We start from the raw sequence: 18,096 nt of genomic DNA on the forward strand, positions 1-18,096 counted from the left end.
TTATTCGGCTTTTTTTATGCCTGGCCTGTACTTGTATTTAGTGTAAAAAGTTTGAAAATCAAACAGATGTCTTATATTGCGTAAGATAGAATGCTGTTATTAATAAATGCATGATTTTCTTTTGAGAGGTTTTTTATGGTTAAGTTGCTGCTTGCAGATGATGATGCTCGTTTGTCTGAGTTAATCAAGGAATATTTTAATGGAGAAGGCTATGAAGTTATTCATGCTTGGAATGGTCGAGAGGCAATAGAGCTCATGAATCAAACTTCTCCGGATGTAGTTATTCTGGATGTGATGATGCCTGAATTGGATGGTTTCGAGACTTTAAAGCAAATTCGCATTAAGAGTAAAATTCCTGTGATTATGTTGACCGCGAAAGGCGATGATATTGATCGAATTCTTGGTTTGGAGATGGGGGCAGATGACTACCTGTCAAAACCATTTAATCCAAGAGAGCTTTTGGCTCGCATAAAAGCGATCTTGCGCCGCTCTTCAAATGAGAAATCTGAAGACGCTACGGGTGATATGGAATTGGATGGTTTGTTATTAAGAAGGAAAGATCGCAGTGTCTTTCTTGAGGGGGAGTTGATTGAGTTAACAACTTCAGAATACACCTTGTTGGAATGTATGTTGTCACTGCCTGGGCAGGTTCTTACTAAGCAGGAGTTATCAGAAAAAGCACTTGGTAGGAAGTTGACTCTCTATGATCGCAGTCTTGATATGCATATTAGTAATTTGCGTAAAAAAATAGGTTTGCTACCTGATGGTGAGCCAAGAATTAAAACAGTGCGTGGCGTTGGTTATATTTTTGTAGAGCATGGGAAAGGCACTTCTTTATTATGAAGAATACTTTTTTCAGAGTATTTTTAGTTATTTTATTATCTAACATTGTAGTCGTTAGTATTGGCTTTGGTGTAGTGAAGCTTATTCAGCGTCCTTTGCAGGTGTCTGCGGATGTTCTAGGTGATGTGGGTGTCCAGCTGGTTACGGCTTATGAGAAGCTTGGTGAGGTACCTATTAAAGAGTTGGCGAAAAAGTATGAGCAGCAATTGTCGGGCAAATTATTCCTTTATCAAGAAAATGGTGTTTCTCTTTTAAAACCTTTGCCAAGGAATTTTCCTGGTAAGAATGAGGGGCGACTTGGTAGGCCATTAGCTGATTTCCTGGATAGTCAGTTTATTCAAGTAATAGGGACGAGTAATGTTCAATATTTGCTTATTTACAGGCCCAGTCCTCATCTGAAATCTTCCAATTCTGAGTTGATTTTGCCTTTCTCTTTCTTAGGGTTGCTTGTGTCCAGTGCGGTTGTTGCCTACTGGCTCTTGGGTCCGCTTTTGAAACTACAAAAGGCCACTCGCTCTTTCGGTCGAGGAGATATGGAGGCTCGAGTTGATGTTAAGTTAGCTCAGCGGTCTGATGCCATCGGCAAGCTTGCGCAAGAATTCAATGAAATGGCTGAGCGCATAGAGGTATTGTTATCTTCTAAAGAGAGGCTAATGAGGGATGTTTCTCATGAACTAAGAACCCCTCTTTCAAGAATAGAGGTGGCACTAACGATTGCTGAAGATAAGCAGGGGCTCCCTATTCAGCAAAGTTATTTAGATCGTATACGTAATGAATTGCACGAGTTAGATGAATTGATTGGACAAGTGTTAACTTTGAGTCGTCTTGAAGCGGCTTCTCTTAAGAAAGAGAAGATTGACCTCCAGCGCTGGGTTAATGATATTGTTGATGATGTGAATTTTGAATCCCAGCTTAAAAGCGTTCACGTTGTAAAAATTGGGGCGTTTCCAAAGGTGCTTTTAGGGGACCCTTTGCAGTTACGGCATGCTGTTGAAAATGTGCTACGCAATGCCTGTTTTTATGCTTCAGAGGGAGGGCGAGTTGAAATTGAAACCAAAGAAGTTTCAGGCTATGCACAAATAATCATCCGCGATGAGGGTCCTGGTGTTGACGAAGATAAATTGGAAAAAATCTTTCATGCTTTTTATCGATCTTCTTCAGCTCGAGAGTCAAACAGTGGTGGATTTGGTGTCGGATTGACCATTGCTCAGCGAATTATTCGTGCGCACAATGGGGCAATTGAAGCGAGTAATCGTCCCCAAGGAGGGTTAGAGGTTCGATTTTCTTTGCCCGTGGGTTAGTCTTGTTGATTTAACTTGTTATCTTGCGGGCATTTAAGTACCATGTGCGCCGCAAGTTGGCCAGGCAGTCGCTGTTTCTTATTTATAAGGAATGGAGGAAAGTCCGGGCTTCGCAGGGTAAAGTGCCAGGTAACGCCTGGGGGGCGAAAGCCTACGGAAAGTGCAGCAGAAAATACACCGCCTAAGCAGTTTACTGCCGGTAAGGTTGAAATGGTGCGGTAAGAGCGCACCGCGCGACTGGCAACAGTTCGTGGCATGGTAAACCCCACTTGAAGCAAGACCAAATAGGAACTCTTTGGCGTGACCCGCGCTGAGTTCGGGTAGGTCGCTAGAGGCATGCAGTGATGTATGTTCGAGATGAATGACTGTCCACGACAGAACCCGGCTTATCGGCCAACTTGCACTTCTTTATTTCAATTCCTTGTAATTCTTATTCTTACTTTCCAAAAAAGCCTTATATCTCTTGATACTTTTGTGCGCTTTTGTGGCTGAAAATAGGCTTATCCCACTTTTTTACAAAAAAATAATAAAAATTGTGTAATTTATTCATTCTTTTTTGTGAAAAGTGTTAAATTGTGGGTGAAAGTGTCGATAAGTGGAATATGGGTATGTTTAGAGGTCTTCATCATGTGAGTGTTGATGCAAAAGGGCGAATGTCCTTGCCGGCACGATTGCGTGATGAGCTTTTTCAATATGATGATTCAAAAGTCGTGGTAACTATTGACCCTATGTCCCGCTGCTTGCTCATGTATCCATTGCCTGAGTGGGAATTGATCCAAGAAAAGTTAGATAAACTGCCTTCATTTCAGCCACAAGCTAGAAAGCTACAACGCCTTTTGGTTGGGCATGCGACAGATTTGGAAATAGATTCGGCAGGCCGAGTATTATTGCCTGCGCCGTTACGAGAGTTCTCTCAATTAGATAAGAAAGTTGCTCTGCTAGGGCAAGGTAAAAAAATAGAAATCTGGAGTCAGTCTAATTGGGAAGCTCAAAGAGAAGAGTATTTAGATTTGAGTTCTTTTGATGAACAACAACTTGAAAGTTTAATGGATATTTCGTTATGACAGATTCCGTACCGCAACATATAAGTGTGATGTTAAATGAATCAGTAGATTATTTAATTACTGATAAAAATGGTGTGTATGTTGATGGCACTTTTGGTCGAGGGGGGCACTCAAGGCTGATCCTTTCTCGGCTTGATTCAGGCAAGTTGTTAGGCTTTGATAAAGACCCCGTTGCAATAGAGCATGGAAACGCATTGCATAATGAAGATGACCGATTTCAGATAGTTCAAGACAGTTTCGCAAATATGCTCGAACCCATTGAAAGTCTTCTGGATGCTTCCGGTCGCGTTGATGGTGTTTTAATGGATTTGGGGGTTTCTTCCCCTCAACTAGACGACGCTGAGCGTGGCTTTAGTTTTATGAATGATGGTCCATTGGATATGCGTATGAACCCCGATGAAGGGCTAAGTGCGGCAGAATGGGTTGCCAGAGTGGATGAAAAAGAGTTGGCTGATGTTATGTATCAGTATGGGGAAGAGCGTTTCTCAAGAAGAATTGCCAAAGCTATTTGTGAGTATCGAGCCCATACTCCAATAACAACAACGTTACAGTTTGCGAAAATTATTGCAGAAGCAAACCCCGCTTGGGAAAAAGGTAAAAATCCTGCTACAAGGGCGTTTCAAGGTATCCGCATATTTATTAATAATGAGTTGGGTGACTTGGAGGCGGGACTGGAAGTCGCTGCAAAATCCTTAAAAGTGGGTGGTCGTTTAGTGGTGATTAGCTTCCATTCACTGGAAGATAGAATTGTAAAGCGCTTCATGAAGCTAAAGTCTAAAGGCCCTGAAATTCCTAGATATCTACCCATTCAAAATGCACATTTAGATGTGAAATATAAGTCCATAGGGCGTGCCAATAAGCCATCCAAGCAAGAGGTCGAAGGTAACGTTCGATCCAGAAGTGCCGTAATGCGAGTGCTGGAGCGCACTGGTGACTAGGTCAATGTTGTTAACCGTATTTATTGCTTTGATTAGTCTTACGACTGTTTCCATTGCACTTGTATCTCAAGTATATGATTTTCGGAAAGATTTTTCATATTTGCAGAAAATGAAAAAAAATGAAACAAATTATGAGGTGGTTTGGGGGCAGTTGCTGTTAGAGCAAAGTGCCTTGACTCAACCGAGTCGCTTGGAGCAAGCGGCAGTAAAGGATCTTGATATGCGAGCCCCTAATCAAAATGAAATGGTAATAGTAAAACCATGAAAATAGAAAATAGTTCATATATTCCAGAGAAATGGCGTTTTTATATTGTTTACGGCATTGCTTTCACTTTATTTCTTTTGGTGGGGGGGCGACTGTTCTTTTTGACTGTAGTAGATAAAGATTTTCTACAGAATCAAGGCGACATAAGAGCAGAGAGAACGGAGACAATCCCGGCTACTCGAGGCATGATTTTAGATCGTCGTGGAGAGCCTCTAGCGGTAAGTACACCAACGTGGACCGTCATTGCTAATCCAAAAAAACTCTGGGCTGAAGAGTTTGACGAAGGTGTTTCACCAGAGTCGGAAATTAAGCGCCTAGCGGATATTATGGGAGTGGGTTCATCTTGGTTACAAGAACGTTTTGAAAAAAATCGAAATAAGTCTTTTATGTATCTTAGGCGACAGATTCCACCTCATGAAGCAGATAACATTATGAGTGCCAGTGTTGTTGGAGTAACGCGTCGAAAAGAGTACAAGCGTTTTTACCCAGCGGGAGAGGTTGCTTCACATGTGGTCGGTTTTACTAATGTGGATGATTCAGGTCAGGAAGGCATTGAGTTAGCCTATGATGAAGCGCTTCAAGGGGAGGCAGGTGAAAGAAGCTTTGTTAAAGATCTAAGAGGGAATGTAATTCGCACGATTGGTGAAGAGGTACCAGAGCAATCTGGTGAAAATATAGAGTTGAGTATTGATTTAAGGCTGCAATATTTGGCCTATAGAGAATTAAAAGCGGCGGTTACGGAGCACCGAGCTACATCAGCTTCTGCAGTGATTTTGGATGTGAAAACGGGTGAGATTTTGGCGATGGTTAATCAGCCATCATTTAATCCTAATGACCGCTCAACGTTAGAGTACGATCAGCTTAGGAATCGTGCTGTAATCGATTTATTTGAACCTGGGTCAACAGTGAAACCACTCACCTTGTCGGCTGCTTTATCTTCTGGGCAGTATACAACGGAGACAAAAATTGACACTTCTCCAGGGTATATTCGTTTTGGCCGTCAAACCATACGAGACCTAGGTAACTATGGCAAAATTGATCTAGAAACATTGTTGGTTAAATCCAGTAACGTAGCGACGTCTAGAATTGCGCTCTCGCTTCCGCAAGATGCCGTTTGGAATATGTTTTATAAGTTGGGTATAGGCTCTTTGGTGGGTATTGGTTTTCCTGGAGAAGTGACGGGAGTGTTACCTGTTCATACTCGCTGGAGACCTGCTGAAACGGCCACTCTTGCATACGGGTATGGTTTATCCTTATCTACATTGCAGCTTGCTCAGGCTTACATGGTCTTAGCAAATGGTGGATATAAAGTGCCAGTGAGTATTTTTAAGCAAGACGGACGCCCGCAAGGCGAACAGGTTATTCCAAGAGAAGTAGCTAAAGATGTTATAAAAATGATGGAAGCTGTTGTCGAGAATGGGTCTGGTAAGGCGGCTAAAATACCGGGTTACCGAGTTGCAGGTAAAACCGGCACAGTCCATAAAGTTGGTTCAAATGGTTATGAATATGATAAATATATTTCCTTATTTGCTGGTGTTGCTCCTGCGACAAATCCGCGTTTAGCTATGGTTATTATGGTAAATGATGCAAAAGGGCGCGAATACTATGGAGGAGAAGTATCTGCACCTGTTTTCTCGCGTGTAATGGAGGGAGCGATGACCATTTTAAATATCTCTCCCGATTTGCCTGATGGATTGAGAGAGGTTAGATTGGATAAAAAGTCTCCTCAGAGAGTTGTGTTGGGAGGTTAGATGTTTACTCTATTGCAGTTAGCCAAAAAAACGGGTTTAACCGTTCCGACTGACCTTTTGGGGTGTGTGGTAGATAATGTGCAAACTGACAGTAGAGAGGTTTCTTCTACTAGTTTGTTTTTTGCCTTGCCTGGTGTTGTTCATAATGGTTGGGATTATTTACATAGTGTCGCAAAGGGCGGCTGTAAAGTGGCCATTGTACCTGATTATCTATGTTCGTCTCTGCAGGCGTCTCTTGCAGACAGTCCTCTTATATTAATCCCCTCTGCTGATGTTGTGCGAAGTTTATCGCAATGTTTGAATGATTTTGTTTGTCAATATCCTGATAATATAATTGCGGTTACGGGTACAAACGGTAAATCTTCTATTAGTTACTATATCGCTCAATTGACCCGTTTCTTGCATTTCAAAAGTGGGATAGTAGGGACATTTGGTGTTGGCTCACTGGATGATTTAAAAGAGGCCAAACAAACCACCCCAGATCAACTGATGCTTCATCTTACATTTGATGATTTTTTCAAACAAGGGCTCCAGTATGTTGCCTTTGAGGCCTCATCCCATTCTCTTGATCAAAGGCGGGTTGATGGTATTCCGTTTAAGTGTGCCGTTTTTTCTAACCTTTCAAGGGATCATTTAGATTACCATGGGTCTATGGAGGCCTATGCAGAGGCCAAGCGAAAGTTATTGCAATACCCAAATTTGGAGAGAGTGGTTCTAAATTTAGACGATGATTATTGTGACTTTATGTCTAAAGAGGTTGTAGCTCCTATTTATACCTACAGTATTAAGAATTCATCAGCTGATTTTTTTGCCAGCAATCTAGAATATGGCGCTAATGGAACCTCCTTTGTGCTAAATACCCCAAATGGCGCTCAAACGGTATTTTTACCATTATTAGGTAGATTTAATGTAGAGAATGCCTTGGCATCGATTGCGGCTTTGTGGGATGAGGTTCCAAATGTATCTTTATTGCTGGACGCTGTTGAGTCTCTTCAAGGAGCACCAGGGAGGATGCAGAAAATCAACGTTAATGGCAAACCTTTAGTCGTGGTTGATTACGCACATACACCGGATGCTCTCTCATCCGCAATATCGGCTTTAAAAGTTCACAGCAATGGACGTGTTTTTTGTGTCTTTGGTTGTGGAGGAGATAGAGACAAAGGTAAGCGTCCATTGATGACAGCTGCTGCACTTAAAGAAGCGGATGGCGTTTGGTTAACCTCAGATAATCCAAGGACTGAAAATCCGAATGATATTTTATCTGATGCATTGAATGGAGTTGATTTACAAGTGCTTAAAAGTCGGTTGTGGAAACACGTTGATCGTCATCAGGCTATAATTGATGCTATCCATTATAGTCGCCCAGGTGATGTTGTGCTTATCGCTGGCAAAGGCCATGAAACGTATCAAGACGTGATGGGTGTTAAGCATTTTTTTGATGATGTCTTAGAGGCGCAAAAAGCGTTAGAACATTATGCTAATTGATCTTTCTCTCGGTCAAATTGCTGAAATTTGTCATGGGAAATTAATGGGTGATGACACATTAATTACCAATGTTGAAACGAATTCTAGGCAGTTCAAAGAATATGCGCTTTTTGTTGCGTTAAAAGGCGATAAATTTGATGGTCATGACTTTGTTTTAAACGCTTTTAAAGCGGGTTTTGCGGCTGTTTTGGTCGATAGGGACCTTGGTGTTTATCCAGCAATTATAGTTGAAGATACATTGAAAGCCTATGGTGATATCGCTCACTATTTACGTAATGCTTTTGATGGTCAAGTTGTTGCCATCACTGGCAGTAATGGTAAAACGACCGTTAAAGAATGGTTGTCGCAAATTATCTCATCCAAAAAAACTGTGCTTAAAACCTTGAGTAATGAAAATAATCAAATAGGTGTTCCAAAAACACTGTTTTCTTTATCACACACTCATCAGTTAGCTATTATTGAGACAGGAACGAGCTACCCTGGTGAGATAGAAAAAATGGGGCGTGTCATTGAGCCTGATATTGCGGTCTTAACAAATGCTAGCGGGTGTCACTATTCTGGTTTTGGCACTCTTGATGCTATAGCTCAAGAAAAAGGAGCGCTCTTATCTTCTACAAAAAAAGATGGTTGTGTCGTTTTAAATAGAGACGATCCCTTTTATTCCTATTGGGTTGATGTCTCTGAAAGTCGAGATGTTCGGTCATTCGGTTTTCACTCTGATGCCAATTTGTGGGCCGATAATATTATTCTTTACGCAGACTACTCCCTTGCACAATTTCATTTTCAAGGTTTATCCGTTTCAGCAAAAATCGCCAGTCCCGGAAAGCACCAAATCGCAAATGCGATGGCGGTAGTTCAAGTTTTATTGGCTCTGGGGTGGACGTTTGAAGACGCTGTGCACTCGCTCTCTATTCCTCTTGTTATACCTGGTCGACTGCAAAAAATTTCTTCTAAAAATCGTCCTCTTTTATTAAACGATTGTTATAATGCCAGCCCAAAATCTGTAAATGCTGCGATTGATGTTCTGCGGTCTCAAAATGCAGAAAACAAAGTGCTGGTTTTAGGTGCTTTGGGTGAACTTGGTTCTCTTGAGGAGTCTGTTCATCAAGATATCGGGCGTTATGCTTTTTCGTCCGGTATTTCATGTTTGATTGCGTTAGGGCCTATTGCTGGCATGGCGTCATCTGCTTTTTCTTCTCTTGGTGGTATGGCTTATGTCTATGGCTCCCATTCAGAGATTGCTCATAAATTAAAAGAATTAAATGACTCTTCTGCTGTTTTGATTAAGGGTTCTCGTTCCGCCCAAATGGAAAAAGTAATTGAAGAACTCGACTATTAGGAAATTATTACCTTATGCTACTTTTGCTGGCTGACTATTTAAGTCAATACGATGCGTTTTTTACTGTTTTCAATTACCTTTCTTTGAGGGCCATATTGGGTGTATTGACAGCACTCGCCATTTCTTTATTGATAGGTGGGAAGGTTATTACTTTGTTGCAAAAGTTACAAATGGAGCAGGCCATTCGTAATGACGGTCCTCAGAGTCATTTAAGCAAGGCGGGTACCCCTACAATGGGCGGTGCTTTAATTATTTTTTCAATATCAGTTAGTACCTTACTTTGGGGAGATTTAACGAATCGTTATGTTTGGGTTGTCCTCTTGGTTACTTTGGCTTTTGGTGCAATTGGTTGGGTAGATGATTATCGCAAAGTTGTCGAGAAAAACCCACGAGGCCTCCCGAGTCGTTGGAAATATTTTTGGCAGAGCGTGGTTGGTTTGGTTGTTGCTTTTTACTTGTATTCATCGGCCACAACGCCAGCTGAAACGTCTTTGATTGTTCCTCTCTTTAAAGATGTTGTCATTCCAATGGGGATATTTTACGTCGTGCTGACCTACTTTGTGATTGTTGGTACCAGTAACGCCGTTAACCTTACTGATGGATTAGATGGGTTGGCGATATTGCCGACTGTTTTGGTTGGTGGGGCTTTAGGTTTATTTGCGTATTTAACGGGTAATATTAAATTTGCGGATTATCTACTTATTCCATACGTTTATGGTACGGGTGAAATTATTGTTTTTTGTTCTGCATTAGTTGGTGCTGGATTAGGTTTTCTTTGGTTTAACACCTATCCTGCGCAAATTTTCATGGGTGATGTGGGGGCGCTTGCGCTTGGTGCGGCTTTAGGTGTGATTGCCGTTATCGTAAGGCAGGAGATTGTCTTATTTATAATGGGCGGCGTTTTTGTTATGGAAACGATTTCTGTCATTTTACAGGTAGCCTCTTATAAGTTGACAAAGCGTAGGATTTTTAGGATGGCACCCATTCATCATCATTTTGAATTAAAAGGTTGGGCAGAGCCTAAAGTTATTGTGCGTTTTTGGATAATAACGGTTTGTCTTGTTTTAGTTGGTATTGCCACGCTGAAAGTGCGTTGAGGATTAATATGTCTCTTATTTCTTCTGATCGAGTTCGAGCGGTTGTCGGGTTAGGTGTTTCTGGAATTTCATGTGCTCGCTTCCTTTCTCAGCAAAATATGGATTTTTATATTGTAGATTCAAGAGAGCAGCCACCTAGTCTGGAGGAGGCTAAATTGCTTTGCTCTAACGATAAGATTTTTTTAGGCGGTCTTGATGCTTTATTAACGTTACCTGTCACAGAGTTATATGTTAGCCCCGGTATACCTCTGAACCACCCAATATTAAAACAGCTCGCAGAACAAGGTGTTTTAATGAGGGGCGATGTTGATTTGTTCTGTGAATATGCGAATGCACCTATTGTTGCAATTACGGGTTCTAATGCTAAAAGTACTGTTACTACTATGGTTTCTGATATGTTAAACGTATCAGGCTACAAGTCGGTCGCAGGCGGGAATCTGGGCCCAGGGGCTTTAGAGTTACTGTCTGATGCTGTCGATTACTATGTGTTGGAGTTATCTAGTTTTCAGCTTGAGACAATTCACTCTCTAAGTGCAGCAGTGGCAACTGTGTTAAATGTTAGTGAAGATCATATGGATCGTTATGACTCTTTGCATGAATATCAGAAAGTGAAACAGCGAATTTATCGTAAATGTCGTGCCGCTGTTTGTAATAAACAAGATATTTTGACGGTTCCTTTGTTGCCTGATAAAACGCCTGTAAATGCCTTTACTACTGGCACACCAGATTTAAAGGAGTTTGGCTTGTTGGCCGATGGAGGCGATCAATGGTTATGCTATGGTGTTGAGAGATTAATTCACTCTTCATCGATTAGATTAAAAGGTAAACACAACTATGCCAATATATTGGCGGCATTGGCGATCTTGAAAATGCTGAATGTACCTTTTAAAAAAGAGGCTATCACTTCATATTTATCTGAGTTCTCTGGTTTGCCTCATCGTTGCCAAACCGTTCGTCAAGTGAAAGGGGCGACCTATATCAATGATTCAAAAGGAACAAACGTTGGCGCCACTATTGCGGCCATTGAAGGGTTTGGCTCAAATAAACCTAATATCCATTTGATTCTAGGTGGTGATGGCAAAGGAGCCGATTTTTCCCCTTTAGTTAAACCAGTTAGTAAGTATGTGAAGAATGCCTATTTATTTGGTGCTGATGCTGACAGCTTAGAATTTATCTTAGGTTCTGAAGTGACGTGCCATAGGTTTGAAAACCTTGAGTCTATTATTAAAGCTGTGTCCACTTGGGCGCAGGTTGGCGATATAGTGCTTTTCTCGCCAGCGTGTGCGAGCTTTGATATGTACAGTAGCTATGTAAATAGAGGGGAGCATTTTATTGATCTGGTAAGTGCGCTATGAGGCGGCTTAGTATTTTTGATAAAGTATCTTCTAAAGAGCTCTCCAATGTTGATGTCTATTTTTTAGTTTCGTCTTGTATGATAGTGGCTTTGGGTCTTGTAATGGTATCAAGTGCTTCTGTCGCCATTTCAGACAGTATGTATGGACACCCTTATTTCTTTGTTATTCGTCAGGTTTTGTACTTAGTTATAGCACTTATTGTTGGTGGTATTGTTATTAATTTGCCAACAGAATGGATGCATCGTTGGGGGATTCTTATACTGTTGGGTGCTCTGGTCTTGCTAATTGGCGTATTGATTCCGGGTGTTGGTAAAAGTGTTAATGGCAGTCAACGTTGGATTAGGCTGTTTATCTTTAACCTACAGGCATCAGAAGTGGCTAAAGTATGTATGGTTATCTATATGTCTGGTTATCTTGTTCGGCGCTCCGAGCAAGTTCGTGAAAAATTGAGTGGTTTTCTTTTGCCCTTGATCTTAAGTGTCATTTTTCTTTTTTTGTTATTGTTAGAGCCTGATTTTGGCGCTTCTGTTGTTCTTTTGGGCACTGTAATGGCCATGCTGTTCATGGGAGGGGCCAAAGTTTACCAATTCTTGTTATTACTTTTTGGTGCTTTTGTTGCGTTAGGTTTGGTTGCTGTCTCTGAAAGTTACCGAATGAAGCGTTTAATGAATTTTACGGATCCTTGGGCGGATCCATTTAACGGTGGCTACCAATTGAGCCAGGCCCTAATAGCTTATGGAAGAGGGGAATGGTTTGGGCTTGGATTGGGTAATAGTGTGCAAAAATTATCTTATCTGCCCGAGGCGCATACGGATTTTGTCTTTTCAATCTGGGTTGAAGAGACCGGTATGATTGGAGGCCTACTGTTAATACTGTTGTTCGGCTTGATGGTCAGTAGAGCGTTTAAAATCGGTAACGATTCATTGCAGCTCTCTCGACCATTTACTGGTTATCTTTGTTATGGATTCGCCATTTTAATCGTGGCTCAGGTAGTCATTAATATTGGTGTTAATACCGGCTTGTTGCCAACTAAAGGGCTGACTTTGCCCTTAATTAGTTTTGGAGGAAGTAGTTTAATAATTACGTTAACTAGCCTTTTTATAATAGCGCGAGTTGACATTGAAAATAAACGTGTTTTAGCTGTTGTTGAAAACGAAATAGAGCCAAAAAATATGGGGTTAGACCGTGTCCAAGACTCTTAAAGTATTAATTATGGCTGGTGGAACAGGCGGTCATATTTATCCCGCGTTGGCTTGTAGTGAAGAATTTAAAAAGCAAGGTATAGAGGCCGTTTGGCTTGGTTCAAAAGGAGGGATGGAAGAGCGCCTTATTGGTCAGGCTACGGAGATTCCTTTGCATTTATTGTCTATAAAAGGCGTACGGGGAAAGGGGGTGTTGGGGTTGTTTATTGCCCCATTTAGAATTGTATATTCCATAGGCCAAGCGTTGTCTATTTTACGTCGCGAAAAACCTGATGTTGTTCTTGGTATGGGAGGGTTTGTGGCGGGACCTGGCGGTATTGCGGCAAAATTATTAGCGATTCCCTTGGTTATTCATGAGCAAAATGCCATTGCAGGTACGACCAATCGTCTGCTTTCACGTTTTTGTGATCTTGCTCTTTGTGCTTTTGATGGTGCTTTAAAAAAAGGCCTAACTTTAGGGAATCCAATTCGTTCAGCTATTACAGAAAATGTAAACAGAGAGAGAAAATTTGATAATGCTCGTCCTTTAAAAGTACTTGTTGTGGGTGGAAGTTTGGGGGCGAAGGCTATTAATGATGTTATTCCTCAGGTTCTAAAGAATTGGGGCTGTTCTCCTCGTTTATCTATTTGGCATCAAACGGGTAGTAAGAATTATGATGAGGTTTTGAGTTCTTATCACTCGTTTGATCTTGACTCGAGAGTTGAGGCTTTTGTTGAAAATATGGACGCGGCTTATTATTGGGCTGACTTGGTAATTTGTCGAGCTGGTGCCATGACAGTAAGTGAGTTGTCTTTAATCGGACTGCCTTCAATATTAGTACCTTACCCTTTCGCTATTGATGATCATCAAACGGCAAACGCACACAGCTTACAAAAATGCGATGCGGCGATTGTTGTGCCGCAAAAAGAGTTTACTGTAGAAAAAACAACCTGCCTTTTAAAAGAATTTGTAAATGACCGAGCAAGGTTGCAGAAAATGGGAGAGAATGCAAAAAAAATGAGTTTCCCGAATGCAACAAAAGACGTTGTTTCCCAATGTTTAGGACAAATAAAAAATGATTGATATGACAGCGCACTACAATATACCCACGATGAGACGTATTCAGAAAATTCATTTTATCGGGATAGGTGGTGTTGGTATGTGTGGCATTGCAGAGGTGCTGCATAACCAAGGTTATCAGGTTTCTGGCTCTGATATGAATGAGTCCTCTGTAACAAAAAGGCTTGAAAGCTTAGGTGTATCGATTGTTATTGGTCATTTTGAAGAGAATGTGCATGACGTTCATGTGATTGTGGTTTCTACCGCAATTAATCAAAGTAACCCAGAAATTCAATGGGCTAAGAAAAACAGGATACCCATTGTCAGGCGCGCTGAGATGTTGGCTGAGTTAATGCGATACAGGCATGGAATAGCGGTTGCAGGAACTCACGGAAAAACGACAACGACAAGTTTAATGGCTTCTGTGCTTGCGTCGACAGGTGAAGCGCCTACGTTTGTTATTGGTGGACGCTTAACGAGTGCGGGGACGAATGCTCAATTGGGGAGTAGTGCCTATTTGGTTGCTGAGGCAGATGAAAGTGATGCCTCTTTCTTACACTTGCAGCCTCAAACGGTTATTGTGACAAACATTGATGAGGATCACATGGATACTTATCAAGGTGATTTCGAAAATGTGAAAAAAACATTCATTGAATTCATTCATAATTTACCTTTTTATGGTCTTGCTGTTCTTTGTGTTGATGACAAGAATGTACGTGCTATTTTGCCTCAAATAAGTCGTCCTATTATGACTTACGGAATTGAGGAAGAGGCCGATGTTTATGCTACAGATATTGTGCAATCCGGCCGCTTTTGTGAGTTTATTGCGCATAGACCGGACTCAGAACCATTAAAAATTCGATTGCCTATGCCGGGCAAGCATAATGTTTTAAATGCGTTGTCAACAATTGCTGTCGCAACGGACTTAGGTGTTGACGGCGCGGCAATTCAAGCTGGTTTAATGGGGTTTGAGGGAGTTGGAAGGCGTTTTCAAGAGCAATCATCTTTAACGCTCAAAGCGGGTGGTGAGGTGATGTTCATTGATGATTATGGCCATCACCCTCGTGAAGTAGAAGCCACAATAAAAGCAATTCGAGAGGGGTGGCCTAATAAGCGTTTGGTTATGGTCTATCAACCCCATCGTTATTCACGAACCCGTGATTTATATGAAGATTTTGTTCAGGTGCTTTCTCAAGTGGATGTGCTTTTGTTATTAGAAGTATATGCCGCAGGTGAGACGCCAATTAATGGCGCTGACAGTCGCTCTTTATGCGGTAGCATTCGACAAAGAGGCAGTGTGGATCCAATTTATGTTGGAAAGTCTGACGATTTAAGTTCCATTTTATCAAATGTATTAAGGGGCGATGATTTGATGATTACGCAAGGTGCTGGTGATATAGGAACTATCTCCAAAAAATTATCTGCCGAGGGTATTTGATATGCTGTTAAAGCCTCTGAAAGAATCTAAAATCGCTGTAATTTATGGTGGCCGATCTTCCGAGAGAGACGTGTCGCTTGAAAGTGGGAGTATGGTTGCTCAAGCTTTGTTGAATAAGGGTTACCGCATTGTTGAAATTGATTTATATGGTGAAAATGGGTCTTTTGATCCAATTGCTCAATTACAGGAAGTCGAATTTGATTTGGCTTATATTGCGCTGCACGGTGGTGAAGGAGAGGATGGTAGAATTCAAGCTTTATTAGAAATGATGGAGAAGCCATATACTGGTAGCCGTCCTTTAGCCTGTGGTTTTGCTATGGACAAGGTTTTAAGTAAAAAATATTGGAAAGGTATAGGTGTCCCTACGCCAAACTATCTGTCCTTTAATACCATCCCATCCATTGAAGAGGTGGAATCTCACTTATCTTATCCTGTTATCGTAAAGCCATCTCGCGAAGGGTCTACAATCGGTATTAATAAGGCCTTAAATCGTTTGGAAATGGAGTCTGCTCTTAATGAGGCGTTGAATTACGATTCTGAAATTTTAGTTGAGCAATTTGTTGATGGACCTGAATTTACAGTAACCATTATTGATGATATGGCTTATCCAGTTATTGGTCTAAAGCCTGCCGATAACCATAGGTTGTATGACTATGAAGCAAAATATATTGCTAACGATACTCAGTATTTGTTGCCTTGTGGTTTAAGTGGGCCGGAAGAGGAGTGTGTTAAAAATATGGCTTTGCAGGCGTATCGGTCTCTTGGTTGTACTGGGTGGGGGCGTGTTGACGTAATGCAGGACCAAGCGAATGGTTTTTGGGTGTTAGAAGTAAATACGTCTCCTGGAATGACTTCTCATAGCCTGGTTCCCATGTCGGCCGCTCATGTAGGTATTGTGTATGATGATTTGGTTGAAATGATAGCGTTACTAGCGTGGAGAGATGGTAAAGCATCATGAGAATGTTGGCGTTATTTGGCGCTTTTTTATTGATTTTTATAGCTGTCTTTCAGGGTTACATAGAAAAGCAAAATTGGTTTGAAATTGAAAGAGTAATTGTTGAGGGTGATTTAACCTATACCTCTAAGCCTGAGCTGCATGATAGTTATCGTAGTCTTATCGGTCAAAATCTTACATCATTGAGTTTGCCTGATGTCATGTCTCTGGCAATAAGCCCTGCTTGGGTTAGATCGGCTTCTGTTAGGAAAGTCTGGCCGAATGCGATTCTAGTTCGTGTAGAGGAGCATGCTCCTCTAGCAATTTGGGGGGAGAGGCAGCTAATTGCCACAGGCGGGAAAATAATTTCTCCATTAGTGGTTCCGAATGTTCCCTTGCCACGGCTGTTTGGGCCAGATGGTACTCAGAAATCAGTATTAGAGCAGTTTGAATTGGTTAGTCAAGTACTATCTTCTACGGATTTACGTCCCATGAAATTGGCGCTTGAAGCGAGAGGCGCTTGGTCAGTTACACTATCGAACGGATTGTTTGTTCGGCTAGGAAGAGAGGATGTTTTAGAGCGCCTGCAGCGTTTTATTGCCGTGTATAAAAGCGATTTATCAGGTAGAATAGATCAAATTGTGGGTGTTGATGCTCGCTATCCTCACGGTGTATCAGTGGCGTGGAAGAAAGAGGTTCTGTAATTGGTCTGGATTTTGCTTTTTACTGAATGTTTATTGTACAGTTTGATTGGGAAATCTAAATGATAGTTGGTTTGGATGTAGGCACGTCGAAAATTGTTTGTTTGGTTGGTGAAGTAACTGACGATGGTCGTGTTGAAGTTGTTGGTGTCGGTTCTCATGCAGCCAAAGGTATGAAGCGTGGGGTAGTGGTCAATATCGAGTCGACTGTGCAATCTATTCAAAGAGCCGTTGAGGAAGCTGAATTGATGGCTGGATGTAACATCCATTCTGTTTTTGTCAGTGTTACTGGTAGTCATATAAGATCTTTAAATTCTCATGGGATTGTTGCGATTAAAGATGGAGAAGTGCAAGAAGCGGATATAGAGCGTGTTATCGATGCTGCTCAAGCGGTTCCTATGCCTTCTGATCAACGTGTTCTCCATATCTTGCCTCAGGAGTTCAGTATCGATGCTCAAGAAGGAATTAAGGATCCGCTGGGGATGTCTGGAGTGCGGCTCGAAGCGAATGTGCACATGATTTCTGGTGCTGCGAATGCGGTAATGAACGTTGAAAAGTGCATTAAAAAATGCGGTCTAGGTGTTGATGGTGTTATTTTATCCCAATTGGCATCAAGTCACTCATCTCTGAGTGATGATGAAAAAGATTTAGGTGTTTGTCTAGTTGATATCGGTGCGGGCACCGCAGACTTGGCCATTTGGATAGACGGATCGATTCATCACACCTCTGTTGTTCCGGTGGCGGGGGATCAGGTTACAAATGATATTTCTATGGCATTAAGGACGCCGACACAGCACGCTGAAAACATTAAAATTAATTATGCGTGTGCTATGTCTTCAATGGCAAGTTCTGATCAATCAATTGATGTGCCAAGTGTTGGTGACCGACAGTCAAGAACAATTTCACGTCATGCGTTGGCTGAAGTTGTGGAGGCAAGATATGAAGAAATTTACAGTTTGGTTCTCGATGAGTTAAGACGAAGCGGTTACGCAGAGCGTATCCCTGCTGGGGTTGTTTTAACGGGTGGGACGTCTCAAATTGAAGGTGCTATTGACTTGGCTGAAAAAGTGTTTGATATGCCTGTAAGGCTCGCCTACTTAGATGAAGTGCGAGATGTGTCTGAAGTGGTTGATAGCCCTATATATTCGACAGGTGTTGGTTTATTAACACTTGGTGGTAAAGATTATGGCTCAAAAGGTATTTCATCTTCTAGAGCGCAAAAAATAATGAGTGAAGTTCCTGATGTAGTTAACGTTGATACTAGGTCTCCAGTGAATATTTCAGCAATGTGGCGAAATATGAAGCATTGGTTTCAAAGTAATTTGTAGTCAGGAATAATAGCAA

16 protein-coding genes and 1 other RNA gene are annotated in these 18,096 nt (G+C 41.5%); all 17 read left to right on the forward strand.

Translation table 11 applies throughout. The annotated features are described in order from the left end of the window. Positions 1-135 precede the first annotated feature (135 nt). Complete coding sequence (locus tag IEZ33_RS07805) at positions 136-843, forward strand: response regulator transcription factor (RefSeq protein WP_191603117.1); 708 nt, start codon at positions 136-138, stop codon at positions 841-843. Then, positions 840-2,144 carry a HAMP domain-containing sensor histidine kinase gene (locus IEZ33_RS07810; RefSeq protein WP_191603118.1) on the forward strand — a complete coding sequence of 435 codons (1,305 nt, stop codon included), beginning with the start codon at positions 840-842 and terminating at the stop codon, positions 2,142-2,144. The genes IEZ33_RS07805 and IEZ33_RS07810 overlap by 4 nt, the downstream gene beginning before the upstream one ends. Positions 2,145-2,196: 52 nt before the next feature. Next, positions 2,197-2,549: RNase P RNA component class A (rnpB, locus tag IEZ33_RS07815), an RNA gene on the forward strand. 203 nt (positions 2,550-2,752) lie between these two features. After that, on the forward strand, positions 2,753-3,208 hold the full coding sequence (gene mraZ, locus IEZ33_RS07820) for a division/cell wall cluster transcriptional repressor MraZ (RefSeq protein WP_191603119.1): 456 nt from the start codon (positions 2,753-2,755) through the stop codon (positions 3,206-3,208). Next, positions 3,205-4,146 carry a 16S rRNA (cytosine(1402)-N(4))-methyltransferase RsmH gene (gene rsmH / locus IEZ33_RS07825; RefSeq protein WP_191603120.1) on the forward strand — a complete coding sequence of 314 codons (942 nt, stop codon included), beginning with the start codon at positions 3,205-3,207 and terminating at the stop codon, positions 4,144-4,146. Before mraZ ends, rsmH begins: the two co-directional genes overlap by 4 nt. A 4-nt stretch (positions 4,147-4,150) precedes the next feature. Beyond that, positions 4,151-4,411 carry a cell division protein FtsL gene (gene ftsL / locus IEZ33_RS07830; RefSeq protein ID WP_191603121.1) on the forward strand — a complete coding sequence of 87 codons (261 nt, stop codon included), beginning with the start codon at positions 4,151-4,153 and terminating at the stop codon, positions 4,409-4,411. Next, positions 4,408-6,162, forward strand: a complete 1,755-nt coding sequence (locus IEZ33_RS07835; RefSeq protein ID WP_191603122.1) for a peptidoglycan D,D-transpeptidase FtsI family protein — start codon at positions 4,408-4,410, stop codon at positions 6,160-6,162. Before ftsL ends, IEZ33_RS07835 begins: the two co-directional genes overlap by 4 nt. Then, complete coding sequence (locus tag IEZ33_RS07840) at positions 6,163-7,647, forward strand: UDP-N-acetylmuramoyl-L-alanyl-D-glutamate--2,6-diaminopimelate ligase (protein ID WP_191603123.1); 1,485 nt, start codon at positions 6,163-6,165, stop codon at positions 7,645-7,647. Next, positions 7,637-8,986, forward strand: a complete 1,350-nt coding sequence (locus IEZ33_RS07845; protein WP_191603124.1) for a UDP-N-acetylmuramoyl-tripeptide--D-alanyl-D-alanine ligase — start codon at positions 7,637-7,639, stop codon at positions 8,984-8,986. The genes IEZ33_RS07840 and IEZ33_RS07845 overlap by 11 nt, the downstream gene beginning before the upstream one ends. A gap of 14 nt (positions 8,987-9,000) precedes the next feature. Next, the gene (gene mraY, locus IEZ33_RS07850) at positions 9,001-10,083 is read left to right on the forward strand and encodes a phospho-N-acetylmuramoyl-pentapeptide-transferase (RefSeq protein WP_191603125.1); all 1,083 of its coding nucleotides are present in this window, start codon (positions 9,001-9,003) and stop codon (positions 10,081-10,083) included. 8 nt (positions 10,084-10,091) lie between these two features. Beyond that, the gene (gene murD / locus IEZ33_RS07855) at positions 10,092-11,438 is read left to right on the forward strand and encodes a UDP-N-acetylmuramoyl-L-alanine--D-glutamate ligase (protein WP_191603126.1); all 1,347 of its coding nucleotides are present in this window, start codon (positions 10,092-10,094) and stop codon (positions 11,436-11,438) included. After that, complete coding sequence (gene ftsW / locus IEZ33_RS07860; protein WP_191603127.1) at positions 11,435-12,640, forward strand: putative lipid II flippase FtsW; 1,206 nt, start codon at positions 11,435-11,437, stop codon at positions 12,638-12,640. Before murD ends, ftsW begins: the two co-directional genes overlap by 4 nt. Beyond that, on the forward strand, positions 12,624-13,703 hold the full coding sequence (murG, locus tag IEZ33_RS07865; protein WP_191603128.1) for an undecaprenyldiphospho-muramoylpentapeptide beta-N-acetylglucosaminyltransferase: 1,080 nt from the start codon (positions 12,624-12,626) through the stop codon (positions 13,701-13,703). The genes ftsW and murG overlap by 17 nt, the downstream gene beginning before the upstream one ends. Continuing rightward, positions 13,696-15,117, forward strand: a complete 1,422-nt coding sequence (murC, locus tag IEZ33_RS07870) for a UDP-N-acetylmuramate--L-alanine ligase (RefSeq protein WP_191603129.1) — start codon at positions 13,696-13,698, stop codon at positions 15,115-15,117. The genes murG and murC overlap by 8 nt, the downstream gene beginning before the upstream one ends. Position 15,118: 1 nt before the next feature. After that, positions 15,119-16,075 carry a D-alanine--D-alanine ligase gene (locus IEZ33_RS07875; RefSeq protein ID WP_338040946.1) on the forward strand — a complete coding sequence of 319 codons (957 nt, stop codon included), beginning with the start codon at positions 15,119-15,121 and terminating at the stop codon, positions 16,073-16,075. Further along, a complete protein-coding gene (locus IEZ33_RS07880; RefSeq protein ID WP_191603130.1) occupies positions 16,072-16,755 on the forward strand; it encodes a cell division protein FtsQ/DivIB in 684 nt (227 codons plus the stop codon). The genes IEZ33_RS07875 and IEZ33_RS07880 overlap by 4 nt, the downstream gene beginning before the upstream one ends. A gap of 59 nt (positions 16,756-16,814) precedes the next feature. Continuing rightward, positions 16,815-18,080 (forward strand): cell division protein FtsA, encoded by a 1,266-nt coding sequence (ftsA, locus tag IEZ33_RS07885; RefSeq protein WP_191603131.1) that lies wholly within the window; start codon positions 16,815-16,817, stop codon positions 18,078-18,080. Positions 18,081-18,096: the final 16 nt, after the last annotated feature.

This window comes from Marinomonas algicola (genome assembly GCF_014805825.1).
Taxonomy (GTDB): domain Bacteria; phylum Pseudomonadota; class Gammaproteobacteria; order Pseudomonadales; family Marinomonadaceae; genus Marinomonas; species Marinomonas algicola.

Coding starts and splice junctions, on each gene's coding strand:
- ftsL (WP_191603121.1), top strand. CDS start 4,151: ATGTTGTTAACCGTATTTATTGCTTTGATTAGTCTTACGACTGTTTCC.
- IEZ33_RS07875 (WP_338040946.1), top strand. CDS start 15,119: ATGCTGTTAAAGCCTCTGAAAGAATCTAAAATCGCTGTAATTTATGGT.
- IEZ33_RS07845 (WP_191603124.1), top strand. CDS start 7,637: ATGCTAATTGATCTTTCTCTCGGTCAAATTGCTGAAATTTGTCATGGG.
- IEZ33_RS07840 (WP_191603123.1), top strand. CDS start 6,163: ATGTTTACTCTATTGCAGTTAGCCAAAAAAACGGGTTTAACCGTTCCG.
- ftsW (WP_191603127.1), top strand. CDS start 11,435: ATGAGGCGGCTTAGTATTTTTGATAAAGTATCTTCTAAAGAGCTCTCC.
- murD (WP_191603126.1), top strand. CDS start 10,092: ATGTCTCTTATTTCTTCTGATCGAGTTCGAGCGGTTGTCGGGTTAGGT.
- mraZ (WP_191603119.1), top strand. CDS start 2,753: ATGTTTAGAGGTCTTCATCATGTGAGTGTTGATGCAAAAGGGCGAATG.
- mraY (WP_191603125.1), top strand. CDS start 9,001: ATGCTACTTTTGCTGGCTGACTATTTAAGTCAATACGATGCGTTTTTT.
- IEZ33_RS07835 (WP_191603122.1), top strand. CDS start 4,408: ATGAAAATAGAAAATAGTTCATATATTCCAGAGAAATGGCGTTTTTAT.
- rsmH (WP_191603120.1), top strand. CDS start 3,205: ATGACAGATTCCGTACCGCAACATATAAGTGTGATGTTAAATGAATCA.
- ftsA (WP_191603131.1), top strand. CDS start 16,815: ATGATAGTTGGTTTGGATGTAGGCACGTCGAAAATTGTTTGTTTGGTT.
- murC (WP_191603129.1), top strand. CDS start 13,696: ATGATTGATATGACAGCGCACTACAATATACCCACGATGAGACGTATT.
- IEZ33_RS07805 (WP_191603117.1), top strand. CDS start 136: ATGGTTAAGTTGCTGCTTGCAGATGATGATGCTCGTTTGTCTGAGTTA.
- IEZ33_RS07880 (WP_191603130.1), top strand. CDS start 16,072: ATGAGAATGTTGGCGTTATTTGGCGCTTTTTTATTGATTTTTATAGCT.
- IEZ33_RS07810 (WP_191603118.1), top strand. CDS start 840: ATGAAGAATACTTTTTTCAGAGTATTTTTAGTTATTTTATTATCTAAC.